The organism is Streptomyces sp. NPDC055966, from assembly GCF_042269865.1.
GTDB lineage: Bacteria > Actinomycetota > Actinomycetes > Streptomycetales > Streptomycetaceae > Streptomyces.
This window is the reverse complement of record NZ_JBHJYK010000010.1, coordinates 23,003-42,519: the sequence shown is the minus strand read 5'-3', so window position 1 is coordinate 42,519 and position 19,517 is coordinate 23,003. Positions and strand designations below refer to the sequence as shown.

At 68.6% G+C, this 19,517-nt stretch carries 16 protein-coding genes; 10 read left to right on the top strand and 6 right to left on the bottom strand.

Annotation, left to right across the window (positions count from 1 at the left end):
- The first annotated feature begins 30 nt into the window (after nt 1-30).
- Complete coding sequence (locus ACFC8N_RS21935; RefSeq protein ID WP_376289175.1) at nt 31-978, top strand: bifunctional riboflavin kinase/FAD synthetase; 948 nt, start codon at nt 31-33, stop codon at nt 976-978.
- A 65-nt stretch (nt 979-1,043) separates the two neighbouring features.
- Here the strand turns inward: ACFC8N_RS21935 and ACFC8N_RS21930 are convergent, their stop codons facing one another.
- From ACFC8N_RS21930 to eccE, 3 genes are all read right to left on the bottom strand, one after another.
- A complete protein-coding gene (locus tag ACFC8N_RS21930; protein WP_376289173.1) occupies nt 1,044-4,136 on the bottom strand; it encodes an SCO5717 family growth-regulating ATPase in 3,093 nt (1,030 codons plus the stop codon).
- Between the two features lie 353 nt (nt 4,137-4,489).
- A complete protein-coding gene (locus tag ACFC8N_RS21925) occupies nt 4,490-5,200 on the bottom strand; it encodes a hypothetical protein (RefSeq protein ID WP_356024730.1) in 711 nt (236 codons plus the stop codon).
- A 65-nt stretch (nt 5,201-5,265) separates the two neighbouring features.
- Nucleotides 5,266-6,603, bottom strand: a complete 1,338-nt coding sequence (eccE, locus tag ACFC8N_RS21920) for a type VII secretion protein EccE (protein WP_376289171.1) — start codon at nt 6,601-6,603, stop codon at nt 5,266-5,268.
- Between the two features lie 197 nt (nt 6,604-6,800).
- Here eccE and eccB point away from each other — a divergent pair, with 197 nt between their 5' ends.
- The 3 genes from eccB to ACFC8N_RS21905 are packed head-to-tail and all read left to right on the top strand — an operon-like array spanning nt 6,801 to nt 10,185.
- Nucleotides 6,801-8,327, top strand: a complete 1,527-nt coding sequence (eccB, locus tag ACFC8N_RS21915; protein ID WP_376289169.1) for a type VII secretion protein EccB — start codon at nt 6,801-6,803, stop codon at nt 8,325-8,327.
- Between the two features lie 11 nt (nt 8,328-8,338).
- On the top strand, nt 8,339-9,589 hold the full coding sequence (mycP, locus tag ACFC8N_RS21910) for a type VII secretion-associated serine protease mycosin (protein ID WP_376289167.1): 1,251 nt from the start codon (nt 8,339-8,341) through the stop codon (nt 9,587-9,589).
- Nucleotides 9,590-9,594: 5 nt separating this feature from the next.
- Entirely contained in the window at nt 9,595-10,185 is a 591-nt protein-coding gene (locus tag ACFC8N_RS21905; protein WP_376289430.1) for a hypothetical protein, read from the top strand.
- 36 nt (nt 10,186-10,221) lie between these two features.
- Here the strand turns inward: ACFC8N_RS21905 and ACFC8N_RS21900 are convergent, their stop codons facing one another.
- Genes ACFC8N_RS21900 through ACFC8N_RS21890 form a run of 3 tightly spaced genes read right to left on the bottom strand, consistent with a single transcriptional unit; the run spans nt 10,222 to nt 13,549 of the window.
- The gene (locus ACFC8N_RS21900) at nt 10,222-10,758 is read right to left on the bottom strand and encodes a hypothetical protein (protein WP_362821911.1); all 537 of its coding nucleotides are present in this window, start codon (nt 10,756-10,758) and stop codon (nt 10,222-10,224) included.
- A complete protein-coding gene (locus tag ACFC8N_RS21895) occupies nt 10,755-13,064 on the bottom strand; it encodes a hypothetical protein (protein ID WP_376289165.1) in 2,310 nt (769 codons plus the stop codon). The genes ACFC8N_RS21900 and ACFC8N_RS21895 overlap by 4 nt, the downstream gene beginning before the upstream one ends.
- Before the next feature lie 11 nt (nt 13,065-13,075).
- A complete protein-coding gene (locus tag ACFC8N_RS21890; RefSeq protein WP_376289163.1) occupies nt 13,076-13,549 on the bottom strand; it encodes a hypothetical protein in 474 nt (157 codons plus the stop codon).
- A 556-nt stretch (nt 13,550-14,105) separates the two neighbouring features.
- On the opposite strand from ACFC8N_RS21890, the gene ACFC8N_RS21885 reads away from it, so the two are divergent.
- The 6 genes from ACFC8N_RS21885 to ACFC8N_RS21860 all read left to right on the top strand — a co-directional run bounded on the left by ACFC8N_RS21885 (nt 14,106) and on the right by ACFC8N_RS21860 (nt 19,516).
- Nucleotides 14,106-14,552: a hypothetical protein gene (locus tag ACFC8N_RS21885; protein WP_356024335.1), complete on the top strand. Its 447-nt coding sequence runs from the start codon at nt 14,106-14,108 to the stop codon at nt 14,550-14,552.
- Nucleotides 14,552-16,336, top strand: a complete 1,785-nt coding sequence (locus tag ACFC8N_RS21880) for a hypothetical protein (RefSeq protein ID WP_376289161.1) — start codon at nt 14,552-14,554, stop codon at nt 16,334-16,336. Before ACFC8N_RS21885 ends, ACFC8N_RS21880 begins: the two co-directional genes overlap by 1 nt.
- A gap of 118 nt (nt 16,337-16,454) precedes the next feature.
- Nucleotides 16,455-17,633: a S8 family serine peptidase gene (locus tag ACFC8N_RS21875; RefSeq protein ID WP_376289159.1), complete on the top strand. Its 1,179-nt coding sequence runs from the start codon at nt 16,455-16,457 to the stop codon at nt 17,631-17,633.
- Nucleotides 17,634-17,689: 56 nt separating this feature from the next.
- The gene (locus ACFC8N_RS21870) at nt 17,690-18,085 is read left to right on the top strand and encodes a WXG100 family type VII secretion target (RefSeq protein WP_376289428.1); all 396 of its coding nucleotides are present in this window, start codon (nt 17,690-17,692) and stop codon (nt 18,083-18,085) included.
- Between the two features lie 38 nt (nt 18,086-18,123).
- Nucleotides 18,124-18,426 (top strand): WXG100 family type VII secretion target, encoded by a 303-nt coding sequence (locus ACFC8N_RS21865; RefSeq protein ID WP_356024328.1) that lies wholly within the window; start codon nt 18,124-18,126, stop codon nt 18,424-18,426.
- Nucleotides 18,427-18,559: 133 nt separating this feature from the next.
- Complete coding sequence (locus tag ACFC8N_RS21860) at nt 18,560-19,516, top strand: serine/threonine protein kinase (protein ID WP_376289157.1); 957 nt, start codon at nt 18,560-18,562, stop codon at nt 19,514-19,516.
- Nucleotide 19,517 lies beyond the last annotated feature (1 nt).

The window sequence follows — 19,517 nt, the reverse complement described above, 5'->3', positions numbered from 1 at the left end:
ATACGGACACGGGTTCGAGGAGCGGTCACAGTGCAGCGCTGGTGTGGCTTGGAGGACATCCCCCAGGACTGGGGGCGCAGCGTCGTCACCATCGGTTCCTACGACGGCGTCCACCGCGGCCACCAGCTGATCATCAGGCATGCCGTGGACCGCGCCCGCGAGCTGGGCGTCCCGGCCGTCGTGGTCACCTTCGACCCGCACCCCAGCGAGGTCGTCCGCCCCGGCAGCCACCCGCCGCTGCTCGCCGCGCACCACCGCCGTGCCGAGCTGATGGCGGAGCTGGGCGTGGACGCGGTGCTCGTGCTCCCCTTCACCACCGAGTTCTCGAAGCTCTCGCCCGCCGACTTCGTCGTGAAGGTCCTGGTGGACAAGTTGCACGCCAGGGCGGTCGTGGAGGGCCCCAACTTCCGCTTCGGCCACAAGGCCGCGGGCAACGTCGAGTTCCTCGCCGAGCAGGGCGAGACGTACGACTTCGAGGTCGAGGTCGTCGACCTGTATGTCACCGGTGAGGCGGGCGGCGGCAAGCCGTTCTCCTCGACCCTGACCCGCTGCCTGGTCGCCGAGGGCGACGTCGAGGGCGCCCGCGAGATCCTGGGCCGCCCGCACCGCGTGGAGGGCGTGGTCGTGCGCGGCGCCCAGCGCGGCCGCGAACTGGGCTTCCCGACGGCCAACGTCGAGACCCTTCCGCACACCGCCATCCCGGCCGACGGCGTGTACGCCGGCTATCTGCACGTCGAGGGCGAGGCCATGCCGGCCGCGATCTCGGTCGGAACGAACCCGCAGTTCGACGGCACCGAGCGGACCGTGGAGGCGTACGCCATCGACCGCGTCGGCCTCGACCTGTACGGCCTGCACGTCGCCGTCGACTTCCTCGCCTACGTGCGCGGCCAGGCGAAGTTCGACTCGCTGGAGGCCCTGCTGGACCAGATGGCGGCGGACGTGAAGCGGTGCCGGGAGATCGTGGCGGCACAGGAGTGACCGCGGGCGACTGACACGAAAGGGCGGCCGGTGCGCATCGCACCGGCCGCCCTTTTCGGTCACTGCTACTGCTGCGGCGGCTGCTCCTGAGGGGGCTGCGGGGCCTGGGGTGCCTGGGGGTAGCCGTACGCCTGGCCGGGCTGCTGCTGCGGCGGCTGGCCGTACAGCTCCTGGCCGGGGGCCTGTCCGGGGGCCTGCGGGTACGGCTGCCCCGGCTGTCCCGGCTGCTGCGGGAACGGCTGACCGGGGGCACCGGCGGGAGCCTGCGGGTACGGGTGTCCCGGCTGTCCGGGCTGCCCCTGCTGGGGCGGGTACGGCTGCCCGGGCACCTGCGGGTACGGCTGAGGCTGCCCCGGCATGGGCTGTCCGGGCATCGGCTGCCCCGGCATCGGCTGCCCGGGCATGGGCTGCCCGGGCATCGCGTAGCCCGGCATGGGCGGGGCGGCGACCGGCGGCGGGTTGCCGTCGTTGGTCCACAGGCCGTGTGCCTGCTGGTGGCGGGTGAAGTCCTCGGCGATCAGCGCGGCCAGGTTGAAGTACGCCTCGCGCGTCCGCGGCCGCATCATGTCGAGGTCGACCTCGGCACCAGCGGCCAGATGCTCGTCGAAGGGCACGACCACGACACCGCGCGTGCGCGTCTCGAAGTGCGCCACGATGTCCTCGACCTTGATCATCTTGCCGGTCTCGCGGACCCCGGAGATGACCGTGAGGGACCGGGAGACCAGGTCCGCGTACCCGTGCGCCGACAGCCAGTCCAGCGTCGTACTGGCGCTGCTCGCACCGTCCACGGACGGCGTCGAGATGATGATGAGCTGGTCGGCGAGGTCGAGCACGCCGCGCATGGCGCTGTAGAGCAGACCGGTACCGGAGTCCGTCAGGATGATCGGGTACTGGTTGCCGAGCACCTCGATCGCGCGCCGGTAGTCCTCGTCGTTGAACGTGGTCGAGACGGCCGGGTCGACGTCGTTGGCGATGATTTCGAGCCCGGACGGCGCCTGGGACGTGAACCGCCGGATGTCCATGTACGAGTTCAGGTACGGGATCGCCTGGACGAGGTCACGGATGGTGGCGCCGGTCTCCCGGCGCACGCGGCGGCCGAGCGTGCCGGCGTCCGGGTTGGCGTCGATCGCGAGGATCTTGTCCTGCCGCTCGGTGGCGAGGGTGGAGCCGAGCGCGGTGGTCGTGGTCGTCTTGCCGACACCGCCCTTGAGACTGATGACCGCGATCCGGTAGCAGGACAGCACCGGCGTGCGGATCAGCTCCAGCTTGCGCTGCCGCTCGGCCTCCTCCTTCTTGCCGCCGAGCTTGAAGCGACTCGACGCCGCTGCGGGCCGCCCGCTCTTCGCCTTCTGCTTCTTGTTGTTGAGCAGCCGGTCCGAGGACAGCTCCACGGCGGCGGTGTAACCGAGCGGCGCGGCACCGGGGTTGGTCATCTGCCGCTGGTCGTGCTGGATCGGCTGCGGCCACGCGGCACCGGTGCGCGGATCGACCGGCGCCTGCGGGGCGTCCGCCTGCGGCTGCGGGAAGCCGTAACCGCCGGGCGGGGTCGGCGCGGTGGGGCTCTGCGGCTGCGGCTGGGGCTGTGGCTGCGACTGCTGCGGCGGCTGGGGGGCCTGCGGCGGCTGCGGAGGCTGCGGGAAGCCGTAACCACCCGGCTGCGGCGGGGAGTTGACTCCGGCCGGCGGGAAGCCGTAACCACCGGGTCCGTTGGCCCCTGCCTGCTGCGGCTGAGCTTGGGGCTGCGGCTGCGGCGGCTGCTGGGGGTGGGGCTGGGGTCCCGGGCCCGCGGCCGGCGCGACGGGCTGACCGGGCTGCGGCGGCTGGTTGGGCTGGTTCCAGGCGGCGGGTGCGGGCTGCGGGGCCTGCGGCTGGAACGGCGGCTGCTGACCGGGCAGGGGACCGGGCTGCTGCGGCGGCGCCGGCTGACCGGGGAGGCCCGGCTGTCCGGACCACTGGCCCGCCGGGGCGGGGGCAGCGGGCTGGTAGGAGGGCGGCAGCGGCGGCACCCCGCTCTGCGGCGCGGGCGGCGGCGTCCAACCGGGCTGCGCACCCTGCGGTGCGGCCGGGGGAGCGGCGGGAGCCTGCGGCACGGCGTCCTGCGGCACGGCGGCGGGCGGCACGGCGTCCTGGGGCGCGTCGGTCTGTGCGGCGGCGGCCTCCGGCTGGGCGGCACTGTCCTGCGGCGCGGCCGCGGACTCCGGTGCGGCGGAGTCCGCGACGACGGCGGAACCCTCCGCCCGAGACGCCTCGGCCCCCTCCCCGCCCTCGGTACCCGCGGCACCGTCCGCGTCCGCGGCCGGAAGCCCGGCGCTGCTCGCGCCCTCGCGCTCGTCCTCATCAGCACCGGCACCGGCGTCGGCATCCGGACCCTCCGCGTCCGCGGAGCCCTCCTCCTCCGATCCGGCGCTCTCGGCAACGGCGTCACCCTGAGCGGCGGCACCGCCCCTGGACTCGGCGGACTCCCGCGGCTCCTGGAGCTCCTCGGCCACATGACCCACCGCGCCCTCGCCGGAGTCGTCCGACGCCACCACGGTCTCGGGCGCACCCTCGCCACCGGCGGCACCCGTGCTCTCGGCGCCGGCCGATTCCGTTCCGGCGGCCTCGGCGGAATCCTGGCCGACGGAATCGGCCTCCTCCTTGACGGCCGCCGCGCGCTCGGCGATCTCGGCCATCTCGCGTTTCAGGGCCACGGCGGAGAACCGCATGGTGGCCCCGCTCTCCAGATCCCCGTTGTCCGGCTCCGGCGCCGGGGCCCCGGGCTGGACCTGCGGAGCGGCGTGCGGCTGCTGCAGCTCGAAGTCGTGCGGAGCGGGCTGCTGCGGCTCGAACCCCTGCGGCAGCTGCGGCATCGGCACCGGAGACCCGACGGGAGGTCCGACCGGCGGCGCGGGCTGCACCGGCGGCAGGAAGCCGTAACCGCCCTGCGCGGGCGGAGGCGGCGGAGCGTACGGAGTGCCCTGCGGCGGGGTGCCGACCGGCGGCTGCGGCACCGGCGCCGCGGGAGGAGCGGACGAACCCGACGCGTTCTGCGTGTACCAGGCGGGCGGCGCGTAGTCGATGGTGAACTCGCCCGTCATCTCGATGGCGGACTCCGCGTCGGTCTGGTCGTCGTCGGGTGTGTCCCAGCCCCCGCGGATCCCGTCCCGATCGCTGTTCACAGTTCCTCCTGGTGTGGTCGAACACCCTCATGCTCATGCCGTGCTGGGGCGACCATGTCGTGTTGTTCCGAGTCGTCCGTAGTCGTTTTCGAGGCAGTCCGATCCATCGGTTCTCCCCCCGGACACCGACGCCCGGTCCACGGGTCCTGTCAGCGCGCCCGCTCCCAGCCTAATCACCATGAGCCGTCCCTCGGCAGGCCCGCCCGCTTCTCGGCACGCGAACGCCCGGTCACCATGCGCCCGAAACACCCCGCACGCCTTGCGCCTTGCCCGAGGAAGGGTGGGTAAAACGGGAGGGATGTAATGAAAGGGGAGAGTGGAAACTGCGAATAAAAGGGACACTCGGGGGGAGTTCAGTCCATCCGACGTGGCGTGCCCAACAATCCGATCTCGGCGTCGGTGGGTTGCGTCAGGACGTACTGCCGGTCGCGGTCGGTACACCACAGAGTGACGCCGTCGGGCAGCGCCGGCAGCGACTCCACCTCGGTGCGCGACAGACCTGTCGTGCGCCCCAATTCGGCGGCCTCGTCCGGCGAGACCCGCTGGATGCCGGCGAGCCGTGCCTGGCGCAGCAGCCTGGGCGCGACCGGGCTGAGATACGGCAGCAGTGTCAGTACCGACTGCCAGGGGCCGGACACCACGCGTCCACGCGGCGGCCGCATGCCGCAGTCCCGGACCACCAGGACGGGTGTGCCGGCCGAGGCGCCCTGCGGAGGCACCCGCCCGACGTCGTACACGGAAAGTCCGTTCTGCCCGCCGCCCATCGCGTGCACCATCTGCATCCAGGCCTGCGGCCGGCCCGTCTCCACCGCGACCCGGGCCCCGGTGGCCGCCGAGCGCAGAGCCAGCACCTGTGCCGTCCACAGCCCGCCGATCAGCACGACGTCGTACGGCGTGGGCCGGTTGATACCCAGGACGGCAGGCTGGCCCTCGGCGTCGACACCGGCCACGACGCCGTCGTCTCCGATCGGCAGGGCGAGCGCGTCCAGTTGCTGCACGGGCAAACCGTGCCGGCTGTGCCGCGGTCCGATCAGTCCCAGGCCGTGCCGCAGCAGCTCGCCCATCCGGCGCGGTCCGGACGGCGCCGGCGTGTCCGTGCCCGGCCTCGTGGAAGTCGTCGCAATCGTCGTCACCGCGCACCTCCGAGGGGCAGTGTGGCCAGCATGCCGGGCAGTTGCTCACGGTCGAGGCGGGCCAGTCCGGCCCCGCCCTGCCGGGCGGCGGCCTCCAGCGCGCGTCGTGCCGCCACGAGTTCCTCGTCACTGCGTCCGGTCACCCGCAGGTGGCCGGAGAGGGACACCTCCTGCCGCTCCCCGTGGGCGAGGGTGAGACTGAAGGTGGTCGCCAGGGCCGGGATCGCCGTGACCCGGGCGACGAAGTGCGGCAGCGACTCGCCGTTGCCTCCGCCCAGTTGGGGCCAGCGTCTGACCCAGTACGTCGTGTGCCGCCGGTTGTCGCAGCGCCAGCTGCGCCCGGACTCCTCCGTACGCCGCTCCCGGGTCTCGCTGCGCCCCGCCTCGGCGGTGACCAGGGGGTTGGCGCACGCCGACGTGGCGAGCGCGGCGACCAGTTCCTCCTCGTCGAGCACCCGCGCGCGGAACCCGGAGCCGGTCAGCCGGCTCGCCAGGTGGTCCGCGGTCCGCGCGACGCACTTCTGTGCGCCGAGCAGCCCGCCGCCGCGCGCAGCCACGGCCTCCGCGCAGCTCTCGGGATCGAGCTTCAGCGCGATCCAGGTGATGCGGACGGCCGGGGCGCCCGTCTGCTCCTGCAGCGGAAGGTAGTTGGACACGGCGACGGACTGCTGGGGCAGATGCAGCGCGGGCGCCGGCTGGGTGTGCAGCACGATCTGGGCCGACTCCAGCCGGATCCCGTCCACCTCCAAGGCGTCGCGCACCAGCCCGACCGGCAGCGGCTGCCGGCTGCGCTCGGCCCGCAGTGCGGTCGCGTCGGCCTCCACCTGGAGCACGGCGGTGACGAACGTCCCGTCCCCGACGATGCCGACCGGACGCCGGTCACGCGCGCCGTAGGAGTACGTGCGCAGCGCCGGCTCGCACTCCACGGCGGGGACCAGGCCCGGCTCCGTGCCCGGCGGGATCGGGGTGCTGTCGGCTCGCTTCTGGCGTGCGCGCAGCTCTCGGGCCGTGCCGATCCACTCGGGCAGGGAGCGGCCCCGGCGCCGTACGAAGGCCAGCAGGAGCAGCAGTACGGCCACGACCGCGGCCGGCACCATGGCCATCATCCCGACAGCCATCCCGACGACGAGGGCGGCCGCCGCCAGCTCCACCAGCACGAGCCGTTGCAGACGGAACGAACCCGCCTGGCCCGGCCGGGGCCTGAGGCTGAGCGTGACCGCCTGCTGCGCCGCACCGCGCTGCGCGGACGCCCCGTCCGCGGGTGCCGCGGACCTGGCCGCGCGACCGCGTGTCGCCGACCGGCCGCGTGCTCGCGACCGCGTTCCGGAAGCCATCACTCCATCCCCCCGATTTGCTCACAACTCGCTGGAACCAGGCCGCTCAACATGGGCCTTGAGGGCCCAGGTACCCTACCCGCTCCACCGGACTCGCTCCGTACCAGGCATAGTAGGGGCCGGGTCCGACAACGGAGGGCGGGGGAGCGTGGTCCCCGGGCGCGCTCCGCGTGAGACACGGGGAGAAACAGGCACAGATGGCATCTCGGCGGGACCAACTCAACGCCTACACCTTCGCGAAGCGCCGCATGCTCGCGTCGTTCGTGCAGTCGTCACCGGATGCCTCCGACGAGGGGGCGCCGCGACCGCTGCGCGCGATCCTGCCGGGCGCCCTCGTCGGCGTCGTCGTGCTGGCGGCCTTCGGGGCCTGGGGCATGTTCAAGCCGACGGCTCCGCAGGGCTGGGACACACCGGGGCAGAAGGTGATCATCGCCAGCAAGTCCACCACCCGGTACGTGGTGCTGGACACGAACAACAAGCCCCAGCTCCACCCCGTCCTCAACATGGCGTCCGCCAAGCTCGTCCTGAACACCCAGGACAACGTCGACGTCGTCACCGTCGACGAGTCGATCCTCGACAACGGCAAGATCCCGCACGGCGTCACCATCGGCATCCCCTACGCCCCCGACCGCCTGCCCTCTGACAAGGAGGCCGGCACGGACAAGCAGTGGGCCGTCTGCGAGCGTCCGAGCGGCAGCGGAAGTTCCATCCAGAAGGCAGCGTTCGTCCTGGCCCAGCGCGACCTGAAGAAGACCCAGGGACCGCAGAAGCTGAGCGGGGGCGACCTCCTCTACGTCACCACCCCGACCGACAAGAAGCAGTACGTGGTCGACGCGACAGGTACGGCGTACGAGGTCAAGGCCTCCGACCAGCTCCTCGTGCAGACCCTCGTGGGGGCGGACCGCCAGCCGGAGGAGGTGTCCAAGGAGTGGATCGCGACCCTGCACCAGGGTGACGAGATCGTCTTCCCGACGATCCCCGGCGTCCCCGGAGCCCCGGCCAACGCCCCCGGCCAGCTGGGGGATGCCAACAAGGTCGGCATGGTGCTGCGGGCACCGGTCGCCGACCAGGAGCAGTACTTCGTGGTGCTTCAGGGCCGGGTCGCACCGGTCTCCGACTTCGTCGCCCAGCTCCTCCTGGCCGACACGGACCTCGTGAAGCTGGGCCAGGCCGGGCACTTCCGGGAGGTCAGCGCGGGCGCCATGACCCGGGGCAAGCCGTTCGCCGCCCAGTACAAGTGGCCGACCGAGAAGCCCGCCGCGGTCAACGTCACCCCCACCGCCGACGGCAGCCGCAACACCGTCTGCAACGTCCTGAACCACGTCGACCCCGACAACGGCACCACCACGCTGAGCACCTGGGCGGGCACCGACTTCCCGGCGGCGCTGGCCACCGGCTCCTCCAGCGCGTACGTCACCGCGGGCTCCGGTCAGCTCTACCGCCAGTTCCAGGGCACCGCGACCAACGTGGGTTCGGTCTTCCTGGTCACCGACACCGGCCTGCGCTACGCCCTGCAGTCCAACGACGACAGCGCCACCGACGACAAGGGCGTCGGCCTCACGTCCAAGCAGCGACAGGAACTCCAGCAGGAGGCCAAACTGGCGCAGACCCGCCTCGGCTACGCAGACGTGAACCCGGCCCCCATCCCCGCGGCCTGGTCGGAGTTCCTGCCGACGGGTCCGCGGCTGTCGACGGCGGCGGCACGCCAGCCGCAGGGTTCGTGAGAGGTCGTCCGATGCGCTCCACCCTGCCCGCACTGCGCACGCGTACGGCCCTGGCGGCGGCCCTGGGCCTCACCGCCACCCTGCTGGCGGCCCCGGTCGCCGCCGCGGACGACGCCTCCGACCAGTGCACCTTCTCCAAGAACAACCACAAGTACGCCGGTACGCCCTGGGCCCTGCAGCGCGTCAACCTCGACGAGCTGTGGAGCCAGTCGAAGGGCAAGAACGTGAAGGTGGCCGTGATCGACACGGGCGTCGACACGAGCAATCCGCAGCTGACCGACGCGGTGAACGCGACCCTGGGTGCGAACTACCTGCCCACGAAGGACGACAAGGGTCAGAAGATCGACGTCGGCAAGGCGGACGGCACGACCGACACGGTCGGCCACGGCACCCGCGTGGCCGGCATCATCGCCGCCCGGCCCATGAAGGGGACCGGTTTCGTGGGCCTGGCCCCCGAGGCCACCATCGTCCCGATCAAGCAGAACGACTCCGAGGGCCACGGCACGGCGGGCACCCTCGCCACCGCGATCCGACGCGCGATCGGCGTCAAGGCCAACGTCATCAACATCTCCCAGGACACGACGAAGGCCATTTCACAGGACAACGACCTGCACCTTGCCATCAAGGAGGCCCTGAACGCCGGGATCGTCGTCGTCGCCTCGGCGGGCAACGACGGCCTGGGCGGCAACGTGAAGCTCACGTACCCGGCCTCCTACGAGGGAGTGCTCGCCGTAGCCGCTTCCGACCGCAACAACGAACGCGCGGCCTTCTCCCAGTCCGGAGACTTCGTCGGAGTCGCCGCACCCGGCGTCGACATGATCTCGACCGTCCCCAAGGGCGGCCACTGCTCCGACAACGGCACGAGCTTCTCCGCACCGTACGTGGCCGCCGTGGCCGCCCTGATCAAGGCCAAGCACTGGGACTGGAAGCCCAACCAGATCGTGGCCCAGATCGAGCAGACCGCGGAACGCTCCATTGCCGGCCACGACCGCCTGGTCGGCTGGGGCGTGGTGGACCCGGTCCGCGCGCTCACGGAGGACGATCACCCGATCGATGCCCCCCACCCCGACCCGGGCCTCACCCATGTGGAGGCCCCCACCCCCGCCCAACTCACCCTCGGTGAAACCACCCAGCAACGCATCGCCCGCTACGCCACCTACGTGGCCGTCGGCGCGGCCGTCCTCGTGGCAGGCCTGAGCGGTGGAGCCGTGGCCCTGCGCGACGCCCGCCGCAGGCGCCGGGCGCTGGAGGGCCGAGCGTGAAGTCGATGACGTTCCTGCTCTTCGCCGGATCGGTCGTGCTGATCCTGATGGCCTGCGCGAAGGCCGACCGGGTCCGCTCCTGGCGAGAGTCCGTCAACCCCTCGGCCCCGCCCGTCGGGGACATCGACTTCGTCATCGCCCGGGTGGCGCTCCTGGGAATGGCCGCGCTGGGCATCTACTTCGGATTCCAGAGCATCTCCGTGTCCAAGGACGCGCACTGGAGCAACGACGAGCTGACGAACGCGGTGCGGAGTGCGGCGGACAGCCTGGACGGCGACTCCACCTACAGCCCCTACGAGGACGACACACCCGGGGACCTCGGCACCGGATACGCGCTGACGATCGAGGACGCCATCGCCCAACACGTCGGCAACGACGCTCCCCGCCCTGCCGTGGACGCCACTCCCACCAGCCCCGAGGACTCGAACGAGGCGTACTACAACATCTCGGCCGAAGGAGCGGCCCCGGCCTTCTGCATGCACGTCAAGGTACTCCGCGACAAACCCGGCGACTACGAGGCGCCCGGCATCGCCGGCGGCTCCTCCACCCAGTACAAGTACGTGTTCAGGGTGGCGAGTTCGGCGGGGGAGTGCTGAGCGGACACGGGGCGAGACTGGAGGGCACATTGGTGGTCATGCCGCCCTGCACGGGTTGTGTATCTGGAATGAAGCCGTGTATCCCTCTGTCAGCTGCTTCATCGCTGTCTCATCTGGACGTCCTGGTTTCAGAACCTTGATGAGGATGCTGACGTCCTCCTGCTCAACTTTGGTTCCTCGACACTTGATCAACGACACAGCAGCGTGATCGTCGTAAGCGATGGAACGATTCGCGGCGGACTTTTGGTCCTGAACCGAGAGTCTCCTTCGCAAGATGTCCCGGGCCGAGTCACCGGCGACGATGCGCTCCCCACTGACAACCAGCACCATGTCGCCGTCGACCTTGACCGTGCACACCGCCGAGCCGTCCTCCAGACTTCCGGTCGGTTCGATGGTGAGACGCTTCCCCGAGGCAGGCAGGAGCTGAGAGAGGGCATCGGCTGGTGCGGACACCCCGCACAGCGCCTTCGGCACGGTGAAGTCCTTCTTCGATTCCTCGGCAGAACAACCCACCGCTGTCAGCGCGGCAACGAAGAGCGAGATGCCACGGAGGGCGTGCGATGCGTATCTCAAGGCTTGCTACTCTCCGATTTCCACTGGGCGCCGTCCGAGTGGCTGTGACCGGCAGATGTGCGAGCAGCCCTCCTCAGATCGTCGGCGGTGTCGGGATCGATGGCCGTGTTGTTCACCAGCGCGTGATCGACGGCGGCCCTGGCAGAATCCAGGGCGGCGTTGCGGCCGTTTGTGTACTCCTCACCGGCCTGTGTCTCGGCTTCGCTTGAGGTGTCCTGCTCGATGCTCTTCATGATGGACTCCTGGATGTCCTCCGAGGCCCACTCAAGTGGCGCACCGGCGATGGGTACCCGCTCCCCGACCTTTTCGATGCCCATGCCCAGGATGCGGTTCACCCACTTCTGCTTCTCGGCCGCGGCCTCGTTGAACTCCGCGTCAGAAGCGGTGTGGTACTCGTAGATCGCGTGTGCCCGGGCGTCGCTCATGATGCCGGCGATGGCCGACCCAGGAGCGACGGCGGCACCCACCCGTCCGTCCAGCGACGCCGTCGAATGACTGGAGCCGTTGATCACGTGGTCCACGACATCGGTCGTGTAGGTCTGCTGGGCCGTGGTGATGGCGGAATAGGCGTCTGGATCCTGTCCCACCTCACCCAAGAAACGAGCGGCGTGGTTCGGATCGAGGTCGGCTGCGGCGCCGAAGGTCGGAAAGAGGTCGCTGCTCGGATCCTCGTCGTACATGGACCGTTGGAAGTCGCCCATGTACTCGGCGGTGATGTCCCCGAGGCTCCCCCGCAGGGCATACAGGGGACCGGTCTCCTCGCCGTCCAGGTCGCCGTTCTCGTTGTGCCGGATGAGTTCCGGGTCGCCTCCGAATTTGTTGACGATGTCACTGACCAGGTGTGCCTGCGCATCGCTGTGTTTGATGGCGTCGGCCGTGGCGTCGCTGTCGTACGGTCGGCCCGTGGTCGCTGCTTCCAGGGCGTGGCCGAGCGCCTCCGGACCGAAGTTGAGGGCCGCCTTCGTCTTGTCCTCGTCGGCCAGGACGTTGGAGGCGTTCGTGTCGATCGTCCACTCGAAGTCCTTGTCAGTGAACAAGTCGAGATACGAGTGGAAGCCTGGATTCCCACCCCTCTTCACCGTGCCGTCCTCGTTGTAGGCAGTCGGTGCTTCGGTGAAGAACTTCTCCGCAGCCTGCGGGCTGTGCCCCAGCGCTTCCAGGACGCTGTTCAACGGGTCGTTGCCCGTGCCGAGTTTGCCGGACGGATTGAAGCCGTAGCTGTCCGGGCTCCCGGCCGGTTTGTTCGACAGGAAGAAGTACGGGTCCTTCTTGTGCAGCTGTGTGATGTGCTCCGCGATGGGATTGAGGAAGCGGGAGTCATAGTCGCCGTAGCGCAGCAGCCCGCCCAGCACCTGGTAACCGTACGGCTTGTTCCACTGCCCCTTCTGCCAGCCGATCTGCCGGGTGCCGAGGCGCCGGAACTCCGCACCCCAACTCGGGTCCAGATGCTGCCTGTGGTCCGGGTCAGTGGCGTTGGCGAGCGTGTACCCCATGACCTTTTGCAGGTCTTGTACTTCGTTGAGACGCGTCTTCGTCGCATCGCCGCCCGTGCCGTCGATCGACATCTCGGCGTAGAACTGCAGCGCCTTCTCCGGACCGCCCAGCCCCTGGTAGAACTCGGTGGCGAACTCACCATCCTTCTCACGGGAGTTGAACCGCAGCAGCTGGTTGAGTTCGCGCAGCTCGGCGTCGGACATCTTGTCGCCCTTGCGCGCCAGTTCCACGGCGCGCTCGGCCTCGGCGTCGTTCAACGACTCGTACTTGCTGTGGCCCGCGTCGTACGGGTCGTTGCCGTGGCTCTTCGCCAGTGCGCGGGCGACGGAAGCGTCGACCTCGGCAGCGTGGGCGAGGATGCCGTTGATCCGGTCCTCCAATGCCCGCCTCTGATCGAGCTGCTCCTGGGTGCGCTCGTCGCTGTCACCGCGAATGTGCGGGAAGAAGCAGCGGACCTTCCCCTCGCCGATGTCCTCCACCCGGACACCGAGATTCTGGGCGTCCACCTGGACGGCGGTCTTGATCTGTTTCTGCAGCGACTCGAGCTCGGTGTGCCCGTCATCGAGAACCTGGTAGATGCTGTTGGCCTCGGAGTGGAGATCCGAGACCTCCTTGGCGGTCTTGGCGACGAACTCACGCGTCACGGTGGCGTTGATGCCGGCCCACTTCGCCGAGTCCGACTTGGCCTGCATCCCCGTACGGGCGCTCTCCGCCGACTTCTTCAGACCGTCGACGGCCTTCTTCCAGTCCGACACGGCGGTGGCGAGCTTGCCGAGATCGACCTCGACGAGGTCGTTGAAGCTGAGAGTCATCGGAGATGCTCCTACTTGAAGTACTCGTTGAGCTGTGACACCGACACGGCTGAGCCGTCACGACCCCGGATCACGGCACCGATCTTGGCGTCGTCCTCGGCATGCCGTTTCTGGGTGTAGTCCAGGTGGTCGGAGATGTGCGCGCATGCCTGCAGCACGGCCTTCACCTGCGAAGTCCACATCTCGACGGTGGTCTCCAGAGCACCGCCCGTCTGGAATCCGCGTGACTTGAGAGTGGCGGCGGCCTGCATCGTCGAGCCGGTCGACCCGCTCCCGGATCCAGCAGCGGCGATGTCCGCCTGACTCTTCACGTCGTCGTAAAGGATGTTGGCCTCGTGACCGACAGCGCCCAGGTCGTCCTGATGGACCACCAGCTCGCCCGTACCCCTGCCTCCCCCAGCCGCCGCCAGCTGATTGAGGCGCATATGCGGCGATTTACCCTCGGCTGCCCGAGCCTTGAGCTGCTCCCACTCGTCCCATGCCATGGAAGGGCCCCTTCCCCCGCGTGGATACATCCGGTGCCGGGTCAAGTTAGCAACCTGAGGCAAGAAAAAACTCGTCCATGTCCGCAATCGATGGATTGTCGGGCTGTGAAGATTGGAGGCAGGTGGGGGTGCGTCGGCGGGTGCGGTGGCTGGAGTGTGCGCTTGACCTGTACTTACGGGGTCGATGTCACATCTGCGGCGACTGCCGTCGCTGATTTTCGATCGAACGGTCCGGCGATCTGATGATGAATCACCCCATGGGGTGCCCGTGTGATCGCAAAGTTTACGTATCGTCGGTGCCTCAACTTCGGGCCAATGGCTGAATGTGAAGCTTCCGTGCGGATGGGTGAGCGCATTTGTCTTGAATGGATGCCTTGTCGGTATTGCCCGACTCCGGAGTCGGGCACTTCGGGACACCATTGCAACTGAACCGTCGCAGAGTTCAGTTGGCCTCGATTTGCACAGTGACTACAGTGGTCAGCGATGGATCGGGGGTGTGGTGCGCTGCCCAGGTCGTCGGCAGCTGTACCAACGGGGAAACGGGGAAGGGGTCGCAGTGAGTGACGGTGGCGGCTCGGATCTGAGACGCGGTCTTGAGGCTCTGAAGATCTTTCAGAAACGCGTGAACGACGCGTTGAAGAAATTTGACGAGTCACCGGGATCTTCGTCCAGCATTGCTCAGCACGCCATCAGTCGGGCGTCGTTCAGTGGCACGGAGATCCCGTTCAGCGAGGCGGCTGACCTGCATGGGCAGTACGACCGTGTGCATGCACGTCTCACAGACCTGTCGAAGTCGCTGAGCCTGCACATCGAGGCCCTGAAGCTCGCGGTGCGGGCGGCCGATGCCGGCTACGACAACGTCGAAGAAGAGATCCGTCAGCGCTTCTGGGCGATTCACGCACAACTCGACCAGGAGCACCAGCAGGCGGAGGCGCACAAGAAGACTCAGAAGTCGGGTCCGGGACAGAAGACCAACGAGTCCAACCAGGGCGGAGGGTACTGATGAGCGACGACAAGTGGCAGCAAGATCCTCAGTACAAGCCCGGCGTGGATCAGGCGGACCAGCAGGTCGGTGCGGTCAATGTCGTGGAGTACGTGCTGGGCGGTATGCCGTTCGGCTTCGGCATGCAGGTCAACGCCTTCGGCTCGACCAACTTCGAGAACCACGACCTCAACGACATGATCGACCTTGCCCAACAAGGTCAGCCCGAGCACCTGGAGATGGCCGGTAAAGCGTTGTGGGACGCCCACAGGCACATCTCCGACGCGGCCGCGGAACTGAGAGCTCACCTCGACGCGGTCGACTGGGAGGGACAGGCAGCCACTGACTTTCATGTCTGGGGCAAGGGACTGGCCAGCTGGAGCGATGACCTTGCGACGTTCGCCAACAAGGCGGCCACGCAGATCTCCGCAGCGGGCATGGGCCTGGCAACCGTCAGCAAGACGATGCCGCCCCGTGACCCGCGGCCCAGGGCCGATCGGAAGCTGCCCACCCAGTTGCCCAAGGCCCAGCAGCATGACAACAACCCGGACTACGTGGTCGCCAAGACAGCCGAGAAGAACCGGCAAGAGGCGATCAACCAGATGAACAAGCTGGCCTCTTACTATGCGGTGTCTGCTGGCGCCCTGAAGGGAGAGGACGGGCCGGAGCCGTACAAGGCCATGCCGCCTGCGGGGGTGCCGAGGCCCACCAGTGGGGGGCACCTGTACGAGGCTGGAAAGAGCCACGATGGTTCGACTCAACAGGCCACCAGGCAACCCACAGTGTCCGGCCATCATCAGGTGGCGGTGTCGGCCGACCCACACATCCCGGGCCATCCCGCACCTGTGAAAGAGGTGCACCAGCCGGTCACCGACCCGAAGCATCAGGTCGGTACGGAAATCAACACCGTGGGCACGTTGCCTCCCCAGGCACACACCGCACAGCCCGGACCCACCGTGCCTACTCTCCCGACTACCGGTGGTGGAGGTCATACGCCTCCGCTCACCACAGGACCGATGGCGCCCCCGATCGCGCCGACCGTCGGGCGTACCACGAGCTATGGCCAGACCAGTCGGCTGCCGACCTCAACGCGGGAGCGCACGGGCCCATCGGGCACCGCAAGGGGGCAGGTGTCGCAGGAGCCCGAGGGGGAAACGGGGCGTGCCACTTCCGGTGGCCGTGTGTCGCAGGGCCCAGTGGGGCAGGGTGCTCGGGCCATGGGACGTACGACGGCCCCGGCCGGTCAGTCAGCCATGCGCGAGTCCACCCAGCAGGCCGGACGTTCCCCGATGGGGCGGGGTATCACTGGTGGAACACCGCGGATGACCAACACGCCTGGTGGGCGTGCCGGAGCGACTGGTGCCACCAGCGCGGCGCGCAACGGTGTCGTGGGTGGCAAGCCTGTCACGGGCCGTACTCCGGGAACGGCGTCCAATTCCCGTGTCCCGCGGGGTATGGTCGTCGGCGCTGAAGAGCCGGTGTCCTCGGGGCAGCCGAAGGGCGTTCTCGGACAGCGAGGAGTTGTCGGTACGCCTACGGCTAAGGCGGATCCGGCCACGAGCCAGTCGGTGCTGCGTTCTGCAAGCAATCCCGAGGGTGCGATTGGTGCGCCACGGAACAACGGCGGCTCGACGCTTAAAGACTCCGAGGGCGGCGTCGGAAGGACGGGGCTCGGCCGGGGTGCGGTAGGCGATCGCCAGGGTGCGGACGGTGGCACGGGACGAGCCGGAAAGCCGGCGGCCGAGAAGGAACAGCGCCACTCGTCGCAGAAGAAGCGGCGTGACGTGCCACATAAGAGCGAATGAACAAGCGAGGACGTACGCGGGCATGAAGCCAGGGACTAGCCGAGGTGGCACAAAAGCATTGCGGCTGATAGGGCGTGACGGAAGACGCTTGTCTGTCGTGTGCTCCGCGCTGGGCGCGTTGACCATCGTGTCCACGTCCCTGGCTCCTGGTGCCGCGGCCGTGGACATTCGGTCGAAGCAGTGGTACCTGGACGCGATGCAGGCCGACCAGATGTGGAAGACGAGCACCGGTAGGGGGGTTAAGGTCGCCGTCATCGATTCCGGAGTCAATCCGAACACCCCCGCGTTGAAGGGGCAGGTGCTCGTCAACGAGGTGCAGAAGTCTGTCTCGTATCACGTCACACAGGACTATGACGGCCATGGCACATCCATGGCTGAATTGATCGCTGGTACCGGCGCGGACAACGGCATAAAAGGCCTGGCCTACGGGGCCAAGATCATTCCCTATCGTGTTGGGCTCGACGAACTGAAGGACAAGCAGGAAAAAGAAAAGACCGCTACGTCGGCCGAAGCGATCAGGGCTGCCGCGGACAGTGATGCCAAGGTCATCAATATGTCCTACGGCAGTCCGTATGATGATCCGGACGAGGAAGCGGCTGTCAAATATGCCGCCTCCAAAGGTAAGCTCCTGTTCGCCGCCGTCGGTAACGCGGGACTGAAGAACAATCAGGTCGACTATCCGGCCTTCTATCCGTACGTCAATGGCGTCTCTGCGTCGGATCAGTCCGGTACCGTCGCCAAGTTCTCGGAACATGGCGAGTACGTCGACTTTGCGGCACCCGGGGTCGACGTACCCAACTGGTGCGACAACAAGTTCACCGAGTACTGCAACGCCAGGGGCACCAGCGCCGCCTCAGCCATCGCCTCCGCCTCCGCAGCCCTCGTCTGGTCCGCTCACCCCGACTGGACAGCCAACCAGGTACTCCGGGTGCTGTTCGACACAGCCAGCCGGAAGTGGCCCAAGAACGAGCGGAGTCTTTATCTCGGCTTTGGTCTTCTGCGTCCGCGCATGGTCCTCGACAACCCGAACATCAACCCCGGCCCGGCCAACGTGGACCCGCTCGCCGCCGAGAACTCTGCAGGTGGCGACGACACCTCAGCTACCCCCACCCCTTCGGCCTCTTCCGGACAGCCGACGAAGGACGCTGGTTCCGCCAGTGGTCCTACATCTGCCGCCGCCAAAGACTCCAACTCCGGTAGCAATACAACCACTTGGGTGATCGTCGGCGCCGTAGCGGCCGTACTCGTCATCGCCGGCGCCGGTTTCGCGGCGCTGCGTGCACGCCGTAACGCCTGACCGGTCTCCCGCACAGCTGCTCATTCGCCGAACGAGCAGAGGTCCGCTTGCCGACAGTGCCGGCACCAGAAGCCGGCGCCCGGCAGGCTCCGTTCACAGAGAAAGGCATCGAAGTGGCAGCAGGCACTCAGAAGATCACCAAAGATTCAGTCGTAGGCCTTGAGCAGAAGCTTCTGGGGCAGTTCGACGACATCAAGGGTCAGCTCACGCGCCTCCAGCACCTGATCGACTCGCTTGAGGGGCACTGGAAGGGCATTGGCGCCGGCGCGTTCAACCAGAAGCAGACCGAGATCAACGAGCACATGGTCCGGATCGGCAACATCCTGGTCGGGTTCATCGAGTCGATGAACACCACCATGAAGATCAACGACCACACCGAGGACCAGGTCCGAGCCTCGGTGCACAAGATCGACGTGAACCTCGGCGGCTCGTCGGCACTGTCGCACCTCTGATCTCGGCCGGACCACCACTTCTCAGCAACGGAGAAAACATGGGCATCAACAACAGTGACGTGACGGAAGTCCATTACGACGGTCTCGACCAGATGGCGACCGAAATCGCCACCCAGGCCCGAAATCTTGAGGCCAGCCTCGAAGTGATCAAGGGCGAGGTCCAGAAGGTCTCGGGCATGTGGGAGGGCGAGGCCCACCAGGCGTACATCCGGAAGCAGGCCGAATGGGACAAGGAGGCCCGGGCCATCCACGAGGCTCTCCACGCCATCGGCCGCGCCGTGCACGCCGCCGGCGGCGACTACATGGGCGGCGACAAGAAGGCCGCCAGCTACTTCCAGTAAGCGGCCGGGATCATCAGCACGTCGCGGTAGCGGGGTGGGCGCGCACGGAGGGTGCCCACCCCCTGTCGTGCGCGGTGTGGACCCGGCAGGGCGGTGGAACCAGGCTGGTACAGCGGAAGAATCAGGACAGGGAATGCACGCCGCAGACGGCGCCGTAGGTGGTGTGGCCACTGGGGCGAAACCCGGTAGAGCCGCCACGTCACGGCGACGAGTGGGCCCGTACACGCTGATCACCGCCCTGGACGACCCCCACACCAAAGTCCCTGTCCCCGAGCGGCGGTACATCGCCCGAAGCTCCGACGGACAGCACACCGTGCTGCTGTCCCTCCCGCTGTCCGGTCGCGACCCTCAGCGCTTCCTCGCCGAGGCCGAAGCCTCCCGCTATCTGCTCGGGTCCTGCGCCGCCCCGGCCACCTCCGTCGCCGGTGCGGGCGAGCCGCCGTGGTACGCGCACCCGTATCTGCCTGTCCTGCCCCTCCCCACCGCCCTCGCCGTACACGGAGGTCCGCTTCCCGAGCGGACCGTACGCGCGCTGGGCGCGGCCCTCGCCGAGACGCTGGCCGTCCTCCACGGGCAGGGGCTGACCTTCGCCGGTGTGTCACCGGCGGCCGTCCTGATCGCCGCCGACGGGCCGCGTCTCTCCTGCTTCGGCGCCGTGCGCGCGGCTGCGCCCGACGGTGCTTCCCGCTCAGGGCTGCCGGGTCTCGAACCGGGCAGCCTGCCGCCGGAACAGTCGTCCGGCGGGCGTCCGCGTCCCCTAGGAGACGTGTACGCCCTCGGGGCGACGCTCGCCTACGCGGCCACCGGGTACACGACACCGGAGCGGGACGAACTTCCCGCCGCCTTGCGTACGGTCATCGCCCGGTGCCTCTCACATGACCCGAGGAACCGTCCTCAACTGGCCGAACTCATCGACGCCCTGGGAGGGCGCGCTGAGGCGGAGAGCCGTTCCGCCGTCCTCCTCGGTCCAGGCTGGCTCCCCGGGCGTGTCGTCGCCGCCCTCGCCCATCAGTCGGCGGCCGTTCTCACGGCGGAGATCTCCCTTGCCGGGCAGACCTCTCCCACCCACCCTTCCCATAGCCAGAACTGAC

Bases quoted from the DNA above. Each gene is read 5' to 3' on its own strand.
- ACFC8N_RS21925 (WP_356024730.1), bottom strand. From the start codon at position 5,200: ATGGGCGAGCTGCTGCGGCACGGCCTGGGACTGATCGGACCGCGGCAC.
- eccE (WP_376289171.1), bottom strand. From the start codon at position 6,603: ATGGCTTCCGGAACGCGGTCGCGAGCACGCGGCCGGTCGGCGACACGC.
- eccB (WP_376289169.1), top strand. From the start codon at position 6,801: ATGGCATCTCGGCGGGACCAACTCAACGCCTACACCTTCGCGAAGCGC.
- mycP (WP_376289167.1), top strand. From the start codon at position 8,339: ATGCGCTCCACCCTGCCCGCACTGCGCACGCGTACGGCCCTGGCGGCG.
- ACFC8N_RS21905 (WP_376289430.1), top strand. From the start codon at position 9,595: ATGACGTTCCTGCTCTTCGCCGGATCGGTCGTGCTGATCCTGATGGCC.
- ACFC8N_RS21895 (WP_376289165.1), bottom strand. From the start codon at position 13,064: ATGACTCTCAGCTTCAACGACCTCGTCGAGGTCGATCTCGGCAAGCTC.
- ACFC8N_RS21890 (WP_376289163.1), bottom strand. From the start codon at position 13,549: ATGGCATGGGACGAGTGGGAGCAGCTCAAGGCTCGGGCAGCCGAGGGT.
- ACFC8N_RS21880 (WP_376289161.1), top strand. From the start codon at position 14,552: ATGAGCGACGACAAGTGGCAGCAAGATCCTCAGTACAAGCCCGGCGTG.
- ACFC8N_RS21865 (WP_356024328.1), top strand. From the start codon at position 18,124: ATGGGCATCAACAACAGTGACGTGACGGAAGTCCATTACGACGGTCTC.
- ACFC8N_RS21860 (WP_376289157.1), top strand. From the start codon at position 18,560: ATGCACGCCGCAGACGGCGCCGTAGGTGGTGTGGCCACTGGGGCGAAA.